12 protein-coding genes are annotated in these 13,497 nt (G+C 42.3%); 5 read left to right on the top strand and 7 right to left on the bottom strand.

The window, feature by feature from the left end; genetic code table 11:
• Window positions 1–127 precede the first annotated feature (127 nt).
• A complete protein-coding gene (locus tag BW928_RS11905; RefSeq protein WP_076554419.1) occupies window positions 128–364 on the top strand; it encodes a hypothetical protein in 237 nt (78 codons plus the stop codon).
• Between the two features lie 417 nt (window positions 365–781).
• Here BW928_RS11905 and grxD read toward each other — a convergent pair whose 3' ends face one another.
• The 5 genes from grxD to ispF form a co-directional block, all read right to left on the bottom strand.
• Window positions 782–1,117 (bottom strand): Grx4 family monothiol glutaredoxin, encoded by a 336-nt coding sequence (gene grxD, locus BW928_RS01275; protein WP_076554418.1) that lies wholly within the window; start codon window positions 1,115–1,117, stop codon window positions 782–784.
• Window positions 1,118–1,164: 47 nt separating this feature from the next.
• Window positions 1,165–1,767, bottom strand: coding sequence for a cysteine hydrolase family protein (locus BW928_RS01270; protein WP_076554417.1), 603 nt, complete (start codon window positions 1,765–1,767; stop codon window positions 1,165–1,167).
• Window positions 1,768–1,891: 124 nt separating this feature from the next.
• Window positions 1,892–3,235 (bottom strand): hypothetical protein, encoded by a 1,344-nt coding sequence (locus BW928_RS01265; protein ID WP_076554416.1) that lies wholly within the window; start codon window positions 3,233–3,235, stop codon window positions 1,892–1,894.
• Window positions 3,219–3,632, bottom strand: a complete 414-nt coding sequence (locus tag BW928_RS01260) for a glycine-rich domain-containing protein (RefSeq protein ID WP_076554415.1) — start codon at window positions 3,630–3,632, stop codon at window positions 3,219–3,221. The genes BW928_RS01265 and BW928_RS01260 overlap by 17 nt, the downstream gene beginning before the upstream one ends.
• 370 nt (window positions 3,633–4,002) lie before the next feature.
• Window positions 4,003–4,479: a 2-C-methyl-D-erythritol 2,4-cyclodiphosphate synthase gene (ispF, locus tag BW928_RS01255; protein ID WP_076554414.1), complete on the bottom strand. Its 477-nt coding sequence runs from the start codon at window positions 4,477–4,479 to the stop codon at window positions 4,003–4,005.
• A 299-nt stretch (window positions 4,480–4,778) separates the two neighbouring features.
• Between ispF and mnmA the strand changes: the two genes are divergently transcribed.
• Window positions 4,779–5,927 carry a tRNA 2-thiouridine(34) synthase MnmA gene (gene mnmA, locus BW928_RS01245; RefSeq protein ID WP_076554412.1) on the top strand — a complete coding sequence of 383 codons (1,149 nt, stop codon included), beginning with the start codon at window positions 4,779–4,781 and terminating at the stop codon, window positions 5,925–5,927.
• A gap of 54 nt (window positions 5,928–5,981) precedes the next feature.
• Here the strand turns inward: mnmA and BW928_RS01240 are convergent, their stop codons facing one another.
• Window positions 5,982–6,713, bottom strand: coding sequence for a hypothetical protein (locus BW928_RS01240; RefSeq protein WP_076554411.1), 732 nt, complete (start codon window positions 6,711–6,713; stop codon window positions 5,982–5,984).
• Window positions 6,714–6,897: 184 nt separating this feature from the next.
• Here BW928_RS01240 and purB point away from each other — a divergent pair, with 184 nt between their 5' ends.
• Complete coding sequence (gene purB / locus BW928_RS01235; protein WP_076554410.1) at window positions 6,898–8,286, top strand: adenylosuccinate lyase; 1,389 nt, start codon at window positions 6,898–6,900, stop codon at window positions 8,284–8,286.
• 222 nt (window positions 8,287–8,508) lie between these two features.
• On the opposite strand, the gene BW928_RS01230 is transcribed toward purB, so the two are convergent.
• Window positions 8,509–8,724: a hypothetical protein gene (locus BW928_RS01230; protein WP_076554409.1), complete on the bottom strand. Its 216-nt coding sequence runs from the start codon at window positions 8,722–8,724 to the stop codon at window positions 8,509–8,511.
• A 251-nt stretch (window positions 8,725–8,975) separates the two neighbouring features.
• Between BW928_RS01230 and alaS the strand changes: the two genes are divergently transcribed.
• Both alaS and BW928_RS01220 read left to right on the top strand, forming a co-directional pair.
• Window positions 8,976–11,630 carry an alanine--tRNA ligase gene (alaS, locus tag BW928_RS01225; protein WP_076554408.1) on the top strand — a complete coding sequence of 885 codons (2,655 nt, stop codon included), beginning with the start codon at window positions 8,976–8,978 and terminating at the stop codon, window positions 11,628–11,630.
• Between the two features lie 69 nt (window positions 11,631–11,699).
• A complete protein-coding gene (locus BW928_RS01220; RefSeq protein WP_076554407.1) occupies window positions 11,700–13,496 on the top strand; it encodes a DNA methyltransferase in 1,797 nt (598 codons plus the stop codon).
• Window position 13,497: the final 1 nt, after the last annotated feature.

Here is a 13,497-nt window from a genome sequence, read left to right as displayed (position 1 = left end):
GACTTGGAGGGTAAAAAGGTGGATGCTGGTTATAAGGGTTATTTGAGAAAAACTCAGAGTGAGATTGATGAAAGGCTAAAAAGCTTTATATACAATATAAGATTAAATAAAAGGGATTGGTTGATATATGGCTATTTACACAGTAGGAAAATTAAATTCTGATCTTGATAATGAAAAAATTGCATATATTGCAGATACTTATTTGGACATCAAGGCAAAAGAGCGTGACTTTATATCTAGTAAAGAATTTACAAATATCAATGATTTTCATATGGGAAAATTAGACTTGTGTTTTAATGAAACCATACGATCATTAAAAACCACTTTCCAAAAACTTATACTTATTTATCGAGCAAAGAATTAAGATATCAATTAATGCTGGTATGGTATTTTTGATGAAACTATAAAAGATAAATTAAATACTCCTGCCTTTATTATGATCATCGAGTATTTTGGGCAAAAGGAGGGGATTTTATTCATGGTCTTTATGAAATCACCAACCCCAAAGCCATGCTTGATGAATATTTTCTACATGTCTTTTCTCAAGTGGGTGAAGAGTACAGTAAATTTGACTTTAGTCCATGGGCGGTTGGGCTTTGAGGATTTGGTGTAGGTTGGCGGAGGTTTTTCATTCGCCCAGATTAATCGGATTGAGATTTGGCAATGCCAACCAAAGTCAAGCCATCGCCCGTTTATGATATTTGGTTCAAATCCAGCAAGCCAGCTTTAAGACATACAAAAACAGCTTGGCACTTACCAAGCTGATATACAAGCACATAAATCACACTTCTGGGCTATGTTCTTCAATCAACGGCTTAAGCTCGCCTGCCTGATACATCTGTAGGATAATATCACTGCCACCGATCAACTCGCCATTCACCCACAACTGCGGAAAAGTCGGCCAGTTAGCAATCAATGGCAGCGTGCTGCGAATTTCGGGATTTTCTAGGATATTGACAAAGGCAAATGGTCTGCCAATCTGAGTCAAAACCTCCACCGCTCTTGCCGAAAAGCCACATTGTGGAAATTGCGGCGTGCCTTTCATGTACAAAAGTACAGCATGATCTTTGATTTGATTTTCAATTAGGCTTTTGATTTCTGGATTAATATCAGTCATAACTTTTCCTAAATAATGATAAACTAAGATTGGTATGAATTAGCTTATTATAAAGGTGGTTGCTGATTTTTTAAAGGGTTTTGTGGATTTTTTAGCATGGACAGCACATCACAACTGCCAAGCACGGTAGCAAATTCACCATGCAAACTTGCCAACGCCGTCCGATGAATCAGCTCGCTTGGATATACCGTGCCATCATGACCCTTGCGGTCAAAAGTTGCCGTTGCATCATGCACCACCCACGCCTGATAGCCCAAATTGCCCGCCATGCGTGCGGTGGTGGATACGCAGTGATTGGTTGTAAGCCCTGCCAGCACCAGTTTTTTAATCCCCACCTCATCAAGTTGCTGCTGCAAACCCGTGCCGATAAAAGAAGAATTGACCTGTTTTTGGATTATCCGCTCGCCTGCCTGCGGTGCGGTTAGCGGCTTAAACGCAAATCCTGATCGATGTGGTGCCAATGGCGAATTTGGCTCGGTGGAAGCATGGCGAATGTGAAAAATCGGCATCTGTCTTTTACGCCACGCTGTCAGCAAATCAAAACACACCGCCTCACAGTCTGGATTGTTGCGATTGCCACCCCAGTGTGCCGTTTCATCAAAGCCCAGTTGCAAATCAATCAATAGCAATGCGGTCTGATTATCAATCATCGCTTCTCCTATTTTAAAATTATTAATAATACAATAAAGAAATCACATAAGCCAAATGCCAATCAATCCCAATAATCGCTTGGCAACTTCCAAATGGTATAAAACACCAAAGCCAATCTGCCCGTCATGCCTTGTTTACTTTTGGCTGCCTGACATTGTCAAACAACCAAAATGCCGCATAAACACAAGCTGCCATATTTGCCACCACAAATCCCCATACCAAAGATGGCAAATCAACTGTCGTCATTGACAATACCAAACCTGCAAACATCAGCACCATAAGCCACAGGCTTTGTATTCGCCAAGTTTCGCCCAGAGCCCTGCCATAGGTCATCAATGCCCAAAGCAGCATCTCAGAACATAAAAACAACAAAACAGCAATCGGATACTCGCGGACAAACGCCAAAAATGGTTGCTGAAAATCAAGCAGTCCAATACAAATCAGCCAAACAGCCACTGCCGATAACGCCATTAAAAAAGCCAAACCTGATGCTGTATAATAAGCATAATCGCCAAGCGACCGCCATACAGACGCCCTACCATCGTATCTTGTCAAAAATTTCGCCAAAAATACAAAACCATTATTACTCACCGCCACCGCAAATACCGAGATCAACAGCGACACCATAAACAGCGTCTGCAGGATGCTGGCAGCACCGACAGTGTCTTTTAGCCACAGTAGTGCCTGACTCATGGATAATCGCTTAAAAAACTGCAGCAGCACAATCGGCACGCTAAAGCTAATAATCGGAATAATCACCGCCATGGCACGCTGGATAAACGCTCCATACATGCCAACCAAACGCCCTGCCGTCATCTGCTGTGCTTCATCGGTATCATCTTGGCTAAATAAGGCACGGTTGCGATAAGCAAAATACGAAAGTACACCCAGCATGGCAGTCTCCGCCAGCATATAACAAATCGCTATCTGTGCCGCCACCGACTCTGATATCGCCCCAAACTGATACACTGCAATAAAAATCACAAAAAAAATCAGCAATGCCAAGGCATTGCTGTAGTTACTGCCCTGCACCACCTTTTTGCTCTCGCCATATATCACCAAAAAATCATAATAAAAAGCAATAATGATAGAGATAGCAAAGGCGATGGCGATACTGCTGTTTGCCAAATCACCAACCAAGGCATAGCTGGTGTATAACAAAAATCCCAATGAAATCAAAACAGCTGCCACAGTCGCCAAAACCAACATGGGGACAAAAATCTGCCGATGTGGCAAGCGTGCCGCATAAAACCGCAAACCAGAACCCATGCCCAAGCCCAGTGCCAAAGCAACATTATACAATGACGCATACAAAACATAAGCGTCCGCTTCCTCAGGGCTTGCCAGCTGCATGACCAAAAACAATGTGGCAAAATATAAAAAGATGGGCATAAAGCGGTTTAATGAAAATGACGCCGATAATTTTAGCTCAGCTCGCCAATGAAAATTATCAGAAATCCACTTCATACATATACTCGCCAAAATGCTTAAAATACAACTCTTGCGTCCTATCAAAACAGCGATTTAGGTTATCAAAATCTTCCTTGCCACGCATTCCAAAATAAGGGAAGTGGTGCATATACCTACCGTAGATGACATCACAATCTCTAAAATAAGCCTTAGTATCTAAGATATGGTTATGCCAAATTTCATCAACTTCAATAGAAGGAACGATAATCTCTGGTGTACCATCGTAGATTTTCATTAATAGCATAAAGTTTTTATATTGGCGAATGGCGTCTTTTACTCCTTGCTCTGTCCATGTTACTTCCTGTCCATCATAGCTTGTTGTTAATTTTTTCTCAATCCAATAAAAATCCATCTCTTGAACATACGCTCTGATTGCATTATCCACACTATTCATTCATCAAACTCCTTTTAACGACAAAGACAATAGAGCAAAAAGCCCTATTGCCCTTACAATTTTCCAGTAAATCAACAACGATTACTTACTCAAACATACACCGTGCAGCTTTAGCCTTTTTACGCTCTAAGCTTACAACAGCTTGTGTATATGCGACTGATTGTTGAACGGTTGATTTTTGAACTTCTTTCATAGCTAACTCCTTGTTTGCTAAAAGTTAATGGAAAATACACCCATTACCAATACCAAATCATTTAGTCTAGCAACTGGTGCAATTTCATTAAAGCAAAAATTTTTAACTCGGTCAAGAAAAAAAAATACTCATTTTTCACTCAAAATGTAACAAAATATTTCAAAATCGTATTTTTAATCAAACCGCCTGAAGTAATACCACTGCACTGGCAAAAATTCCTTCGCCACGCCCCAGATAGCCCATTTTTTCGTTGGTGGTTGCCTTGATGCTAATTTGGTTAATTTCCACACCCAAGACATCAGCGATACACTCACGCATGGCGGCATTATGCGGTGCAATTTTGGGAGCTTCACAAATCACCGTCATGTCTGCATTGAGCAATTGGTATCCATTTTTTTTAATTAATTCATAAACATTTTTTAATAAAATCTTACTATCAACACCTGCAAATCGTTCATCTGTATCAGGGAAATGCTGACCAATATCACCAAGTGCCAACGCACCGAGCAAGGCATCGCACAAAGCGTGCAATAGCACATCGCCATCTGAATGTGCCAAAATGCCCTGTGTATGAGCAATTTGGATACCGCCAAGCGTTACAAAACTGCCTTCGGTAAAAGCATGGACATCAAGCCCCTGACCAATTCTTAGCATATCATCGCCTTATTTATAATTTATAGTCTTCTTGCAATTATTGTCTGGTGTGGCAGCCACTTTGCTGATGACCAGTTTTTGCCCTTATCAAGGCAACACCTGTCATCTTCACCCCAAAGCCACAGGGCGTTTACAAACCACAAGCCAGTATAATAATGTAGCATAAGCTGATTTTTTTGGCAATGAATAAGCAAGACAGCAGCCATCACAAGTAGATAAACCACAATAAGTCCAGCCCACTTGAAAGCATTCCCCCTGCCCCCATATAGTCAAGATACACACAATCTGTAGTAGACACCATGAGTACAACTGCCTTTACCCTTGCCGATGTGGCAACCAGCGTGAATAAATCCCCAAAAGACATCAAAGTTATCGTTGGTATGTCTGGCGGTGTGGACAGCTCGGTCAGTGCTGTTTTGTTAAAACAAGCAGGCTTCACGGTTGAGGGCTTGTTCATGAAAAACTGGGAAGAAGATGACGGCACTGAATATTGTACCGCCTTAGAGGACTTGGCAGACGCACAGGCAGTGGCAGACAGTATTGGCATTCACTTGCATACCGCCAATTTTTCTGCCGAATACTGGGATAGGGTTTTTGAGCATTTTTTGGCAGAATATCGTGCAGGACGCACGCCCAATCCTGATATTTTGTGCAACAAAGAAGTAAAATTTAAGGCATTTTTGGACTATGCCCTGACACTGGGGGCAGATTTTATTGCCACAGGGCATTATGCACGCCGCAGTTTTGCCAGCGATAGCAAGGCGAAATTGTTGCGAGGGCTTGATAATAATAAAGACCAGAGTTATTTTTTGCACGCAGTGGGCGGTGATAAACTTGCCAAGACTTTATTCCCTGTAGGCGAGCTTGAAAAATCTGCCGTGCGTGCCATTGCCGAACAATACAATCTTGCCACTGCCAAGAAAAAAGACTCAACGGGCATTTGTTTTATTGGCGAACGCAAATTCAAAGACTTCTTGCAGACCTATCTGCCTGCCAAACAAGGCGATATCTACACCGATGACAATCAAAAAATCGGCACGCACGATGGTCTGATGTACTATACCATCGGTCAGCGTGGTGGCATTGGTGTCGGTGGCGTATCAGGCAGACCCGAAGAGCCGTGGTTTGTTCTGCACAAAAACCTTGAAAACAACCGCCTAATTATCGGTCAGGGGCATGACCATCCATGGTTACAAAGCACGCAGCTGACCGCTTATAAACTTGACTGGGTTGATGATGCACCCAAGCACGGCAGCAAACTATTTGCCAAAACACGCTATCGGCAAAGCGACCAAAGCTGTACTGTGTTGGTAGAGGGTGATAAACTGCGTGTGGTTTTTGATGAGCCACAACGAGCTGTTACCCTAGGTCAGTCGGTGGTGTTGTATGACGGCGATATTTGCCTAGGTGGCGGTGTGATTGATTGGTGCGATGCCAAAACCGACTAAGTCTGCCAAGCCTATCGCACGGGTCAATGACCAATCATCAACCCGTGCTTTTTATTATGACAAACTCTTATAAATCTGTGCTTGTTGATTGTCCAGATTATTCAGGCAGCTTTGAATGTTTTGTTTTACCGCTTCATGCACCGCTTGGTAATTATTCGCCTGCCATTCAGGCAAAGTTTTGGCTGCCGATTTTACATCGCACAAATATTCATACGCCTTGCGATTATCCCAGCTGTTTTGTAGCGTAATAATAAGCTCGTTATTTAGCTCATAACTTTCTTTGCCCACAAGTTTGGTATAAATCAGTGCAAAGCGTCTGGGCGTTACCGTTACTTTTTCAAGTGGCTTGTCTTGCGGTGTCAGCTTGTCATGGTTTGACAGTAGCCATTGCTCAAAATCAGGCTTGGCATAGTCCAAGATTGGATTTGCCAAAGCAGGCTCTAGCTTTTTGCCTTTTAAGTCATCTTTGCTAAAACCATCACCTCCGTACGCTCCCTTTGCTGCCACTATGCCCACAGTGATTAACACCGCCACTGCCGCTGTTTTTTTTCGCTGAACAATGGTCAGATCAGGCTCGATAGCGAGCGTTCTTTCACGAAAAATCAAGTTAACCTTAGCATTGCCGACATCAACCTGACTTTGCTGCTTGACGCGATAGACATTTTGTTCATATGTGGCCTGTTCTTTGCGAATCTTTTCCTGTGCCTCTGGGCTAATTGCCTTGGTGCTTGCACACCCTGACAGCAACAAAGCACCCGCCACTGTAGCAATGATAAATTTTTGCATGATTTTCTCCCTAAATACAAAAATGACATTCAACAACAAATATAACACATAATACAGCATAAAAGCAAAATAAATTAACACATATTTAACAAACAGAAAGGTTTTAAAAAATGAGTAAATTTGCTATACTTAAGCGTGATTATTTTGTGTATTATTACCGTTTTAACCCACATTAGGAAAACTCATGTCATTATCAACACTGACCGCCCTATCCCCACTTGATGGTCGCTATGCCAGCAAATGCGATGCTTTGCGTCCTTATTTGTCAGAATTTGGTCTGATTCATGCTCGTGTTACGGTTGAGGTTCGCTGGTTGCAGACATTGGCTCGCCACCCACAAATCACCGAACTTGCACCATTTTCTGACGAAACCAATGCTCGCCTAGATGAAATTATTGCTCAATTTAGCGAACAAGACGCTCTGCGTATCAAAGAAATTGAACGCACCACCAATCACGATGTCAAAGCGGTTGAATATTTCTTAAAAGAAAAAATTGCCGACATTGCCGAGATTCGTGAAGCGGGTGAATTTATTCATTTTGCCTGCACTTCAGAGGATATTAACAATCTGTCGCACGCATTGATGCTAAAAGCAGGTCGCGATGTGCTTAGCAGCCAAATGCAAGCAATCATTGATGAGATTGCAAACTTGGCAAAACTGCACGCCGCCGAACCCATGCTGTCTCGCACACACGGTCAAACCGCAAGTCCAACCACGCTCGGCAAAGAAATGGCAAATGTCGCCTATCGCCTGCATCGCCAGCTTCGTCAATTTCAGGCGGTGGAACTGCTTGGCAAAATCAACGGTGCAGTTGGTAACTACAACGCCCATTTGTCAGCCTATCCAGAGATTGATTGGCAAACAAATGCTGAACAGTTTGTAACCAGCCTTGGGCTGAGTTTTAATCCATACACCACCCAAATCGAACCGCACGACTACATGGCAGAGCTGTTTGACGCCCTACGCCGTTTTAATACGATTTTGATTGACTTTAACCGTGATGTTTGGGGTTATATTTCTTTAGGATACTTTAAACAAAAACTTAAAGAAGGTGAAGTTGGTTCATCAACCATGCCTCATAAAGTCAATCCAATTGACTTTGAGAATTCCGAGGGCAATCTTGGCATCGCCAATGCCGTATTGGCACATTTGGGCGAAAAACTGCCCATCTCTCGCTGGCAGCGTGATTTGACCGATTCAACAGTGCTACGCAATATGGGCGTAGGCTTTGCCCAAAGTTTGATTGCTTTTGAAGCCTGTCTAAAAGGCATTGCTAAGCTTGAATTAAATAAACAGCGACTGGCAGAGGATTTGCAGAATGCACAAGAGGTGCTTGCCGAACCCATTCAGACCGTCATGCGTCGCTACAATGTTGAAAAACCCTACGAAAAACTCAAAGCACTGACACGCGGTCAGGCGATGACTCGTGAGATGATGGTTGGTTTTATTGATGGCGATGAACTAAATGCCGTGCCTGATGCTGACAAAGCTCGCCTAAGAGAATTAACCCCTGATCGCTATATTGGCAATGCCGACATACAAGCAAATGCCCTGCAAGATTATCTAAAATAGTCCTGTCATAAATGGCGGTTAAACAGCCGCCATTTTTTTTGGCATATTCTCCAGATTGCTACAATTTGAACTGTCATCACTTCACAGCAACCAACATTTGCCATGCAGTGAGACAATGACAGCTTAAATTTTTGTCAAATAACCCATGAAAAAGTTATTGTTAAGTAAAAATTATCAATAGCTGCAATTTTTTACAGACAAAATGTGATTAACAACCAACAATTATCGTTTGGGTGCATGGGTTGGTTCGCCAGTTAAGCGATTTATCTTTTTGGTAACAAGAATGGCAAGTGGCAAACTTATCACAGCACCGATAACGATGCAACCGATGATATGACTTGCTTTGTCAAAACCTGTTACAAAAGCAATAATCAATAAAATACCAATGCTAACCGTAAAAGCAATGGTAAAAATCGCACTTAACAAAGGCATATTCATACAAACCCCATATTTTTTGTGGAATAATAATAGTTATACACCTTTTTTGGCAAAAAGTTAAGTATTTTTTCAAAAAAATCCGTAATTTTTTTATGGTTTAGTATTGTTTTGGGAAAATTTACACCAATCAGCCACAAATCGCTTACATTTACCGTCATTTGTGCTAAAATTATGCGTTTATCAATTTTATTTTGGCATATGCCAAGCGAACAATCTGCCAGCTTTTTGCCAATTCTGGTCAAGGATTTTTTATGAAAAACATGAAACTAAACGAAGTGCGTCAAGCCTTTATTGATTTTTTTGCCAGCAAGCAACACACGCCTGTGCCATCATCATCATTGGTGCCACACAACGATCCGACTTTATTATTCACCAACGCAGGCATGAACCAGTTTAAGGATACTTTTTTGGGACTGGAAAAACGAGACTACAGCCGTGCGGTCAGTGCCCAAAAATGCGTCCGTGCAGGTGGCAAACACAATGACCTTGATAATGTTGGCTATACCGCTCGCCATCATACTTTTTTTGAGATGCTGGGCAATTTTAGCTTTGGTGATTATTTCAAAAAAGATGCCATCAATTTTGCTTGGGAATTTTTGACCAGCCCCAACTGGCTTGCCCTACCCAAAGAACGCCTTTATGTTACTGTATATCATACCGATGACGAAGCCTATCAAATTTGGCAAAATGACATTGGGCTAACTGCCGATCGCATCATTCGCATTGGCGATAATAAAGGCGGCTTGTATCAGTCGGATAACTTTTGGATGATGGGCGATACAGGTCCTTGTGGCCCTTGTACTGAGATTTTTTATGATCATGGCGATCATATTTGGGGTGGTTTGCCCGGCACGCCCGAAGAAGATGGCGATCGCTACATTGAAATCTGGAACTGTGTCTTTATGCAATTTAACCGCCAAAAAGATGGCAGTATGGATTTGCTACCAAAACCATCGGTAGATACTGGCATGGGGCTTGAGCGTATCAGCAGTATCATGCAAGGGGTGCATGGTAACTATGAGATTGATATTTTTGTCAATTTGATGAACGCTGCCGCCAAAATTCTAGGCATTAATAATGAACAACAAGCCTCCTTAAAAGTCATCGCCGATCATATCCGTGCGGTGGGTTTTTTGATCGCTGATGGCGTGCACCCAAGTAACGAAGGTCGTGGTTATGTGCTACGCCGTATCATTCGCCGTGCCGTGCGTCATGGCAACAAACTGGGAGCGGACTCTGCTTTCTTTTATCAAATGGTGGCAGCCTTGGCACAAGAAATGGGTCAGGCATACCCCCAGCTGGTTGAGCAACAAAGCCATATCGAAGCTGTCATCAAAAAAGAAGAAGAACAGTTTGCCAAAACGCTGGCTCAAGGATTACGCCTACTGTCAGGCGAGCTGGACAAACTTGCCGATGGTGCTGTGCTAGATGGCGAAACTGTTTTTAAACTATACGACACCTACGGATTCCCTGTTGATCTCACCGCTGATATTGCTCGTGAACGAGACATCAGTCTGGACGAGGCTGGCTTTGAGGCACAAATGCAAATTCAGCGAGAAAGAGCTCGTGATGCTGGCAAATTTGACCTTGATTATACCTCAATCATCAAGATTGATGCCGCCACACAATTTTTGGGCTATGACTCACTGGCAAGCGAAACCACCATCGTCGGTCTTTATAAAGACGGTCAGCCACAACAAACACTAAGCGAAGGCGAACAAGGGGTGATTGTGCTGGCAGCAACGCCATTTTATGCCGAAGGCGGTGGTCAAGTTGGCGAAACTGGTGAAATTAGTAGCCAAAGCGGGGTATTTGCCGTTGAAGACACCAAAAAATCAGGTCAAGCCATTATTCATTACGGCACAGTAAAAATGGGCGAGCTAAGCAATCAGCAGCCAGTTGCCGCTCAGGTGATTGATGATGTTCGCCGTGCCTCTGCCAAAAACCACTCTGCCACGCACTTATTGCACGCTGCATTGCGAGCGGTACTGGGCGATGGGGTTAGCCAAAAAGGCTCTTTGGTATCCAGCGAAGTGTTGCGGTTTGACTTTTCTTATGATGGTGCGATTGATACCAATCAGTTGATTCAAATCGAACGCTTGGTCAATGAGCAAATCCAAAAAAACACCCCTGTCCACAGTGAATATATGGACATCAAAACCGCCACCAGCCAAGGTGCTATGGCACTGTTTGGCGAAAAATACGGCAACACCGTGCGTGTGCTGACCATGGGCGAAAAGCAAGACAAATCACCGTTTTCTATTGAGCTGTGTGGTGGCTTGCATGTCAATCGCACAGGTGATATCGGACTGTTTAAAATCACCAGCGAAAGCGGAATCGCTGCTGGCATTCGCCGCATTGAGGCTCTGACAGGCATGGGTGCAATTCGTCATGTTCAAGCTGGCGATGCTGTACTTGGTAGCCTTGCCAACAACCTAAAAGCAAAACGAGATGAAATCCTGCCACGCATTACAGGCTTAAGCGACAAGCAGCGAGAGCTTGAAAAGCAGCTAGAACAACTCACCCAAAAACTCGCCAGCCTAGAGGCTAAATCCTTGATGGATAAGGTTGTTCACATTGGCGATGTGCCAGTGCTTATTACCACCATAAATGGATTAGATGCCAAAGCCCTACGCTCATTGGCAGATGATATAAAATCCAAACTGCACAACGGCGTGGCAGTATTGGCAAGCGTTCATGACGACAAAATTGCCCTAACCGCAAGCGTTGGTAAAGAGCTTATAAACAAAGTTAAAGCAGGCGACATCATCAAGCAATTGTGCGAGCAACTTGATGGCAAAGGTGGCGGCAAGCCTGATTTTGCCCAAGGTGGTGCAAGCAACATCACACAGCTTGAGACTGCCCTTGCCATGCTGCAAGAGACTTTACAATCAAAGCTTAACTAATCAAAAAACAATAAGGGCGTGTCATGCGTCCTTATTTATATCAGTTTTATTTATCCAGCGAGTAAAATTATGGCAAACAACACTTTTGAAAAGGGTCGCTATACCACCCACAGCAACAAAATCGGACTGACTAACAAAGATGGCTTTATCGCCCATCAAGACAATGTGGTGTTAAATTTTCCTTTTAAAGATGCCGTGTTAGAGGCGGGCATGAATAAAGAGGATACAGCACGCAGTGAACGCTTTTTGCATCTAAAAATGGACGGACAAGATATTGATACGCTTTTTGAACCAAAGGTATTGACAAATTACCGTCATTTTGCACGCAACGATGGCAACCAACCAACCAACCAACCAACCAACCAACCAACCAACCAACCAACCAACCAACCAACCAACCAACCAACCAACCAACCAACCAACCAACCAACCAACCAACCAACCAACCATTGTTCGCCTAACCCATTAAATAGTCAAGCGTTTTTTGATGAAAGTGGTAACCTTACCCAAAACCTCCTTATCAAAGGCAATAATCTACTTGCCCTACACTCTCTAAAAGACCGCCTAGTAGGTCAAGTCAAACTTATCTATATTGATCCGCCTTATAATACAGGTTCGGACAGCTTTAAATACAACGATAATTTCAATCATTCATCGTGGCTTGTGTTTATGAAAAACCGCCTAGAAATCGCCAAAGAACTTTTGCGTGATGATGGAGTGATTTTTGTCTCTATTGATGATAATGAACAGGCTTATTTAAAGGTTTTGATGGATGAGATTTTTGGGCGTGAGAATTTTGTTAATAATTTAATTTGGGAGAAAAAGTACGCACCACAAAATGACGCAAAATGGTTTAGTGATAATCATGACCATATTATTTGTTTTGCCAAAAATAAAGAAAACTGGCGACCAAATTTGTTGCCAAGAACTGATGAAATGAATGCACGCTACAAAAATCCTGATAATGATCCAAGGGGATTGTGGAAAGCGGGTGATTTATTAAGAAAAGATGAGCAGACATCTGGATTATTTACCATAGTTACGCCAAATGGTAGGATTTGCAATCCACCAAAAGGCACAAGTTGGCGAACAACAAAACAGGGTTATGAAGAATTAGTTGCTGACAACCGTATTTGGTTTGGAAAAGATGGCAATAATGTTCCAGCCATAAAAAGATTTTTATCGGAAGTTAAAGATGGAGTTACGCCACTAACTATTTGGAAATATACCGAAGTTGGACATAACCAAGACGCCAAAAAAGAAGTAAAAGAATTTGATAGCAAAACGGTTTTTGATACACCAAAACCTGAAAAATTATTACAAAGAATTATTCATATTGCAACCAATAAAAATGATATAGTTTTGGATTTTTGCTTAGGCTCTGGAACCACTTGTGCGGTGGCTCATAAAATGGGACGGCGTTGGATTGGTATTGAACAGATGGATTATATTGAGGATATTACCCTTACTCGTCTGATTCATGTCTTAAATGGCGAACAAGGCGGTATTTCAAAGGCGGTAGATTGGCAAGGCGGTGGTGAATTTGTGTATTTTGAACTTAAAAAATACAATCTGTATTTTATGGAAAAAATCCAAAATGCCAAAACCATGGGCGAGCTAGATACTGTCTATAACGAGATGGCAAAAAATGCGTTTTTTAAATTTTGGTTTGATAAAGATGATTTTCAAAAAGCCTACAAAAAAGATGCCGATGACAATCAAATCAGCCTAGACGAGCGAAAAGAAATTTTAATCAATGTCTTAGATGAAAATCAACTTTATCTTAATTATGCCGATATGGATGATACACGCTTTAAAGTAAGCGATGACGAAAAAGCCTTATCAAAAGCGTTTTATGGAGCATAAT

This window comes from Moraxella cuniculi DSM 21768 (assembly GCF_900156515.1).
In the GTDB taxonomy this organism is placed as follows: Bacteria; Pseudomonadota; Gammaproteobacteria; order Pseudomonadales; family Moraxellaceae; genus Moraxella; species Moraxella cuniculi.
Note: the sequence above shows the minus strand (reverse complement) of the source record. Positions and strands in the feature narration are given on the sequence as shown.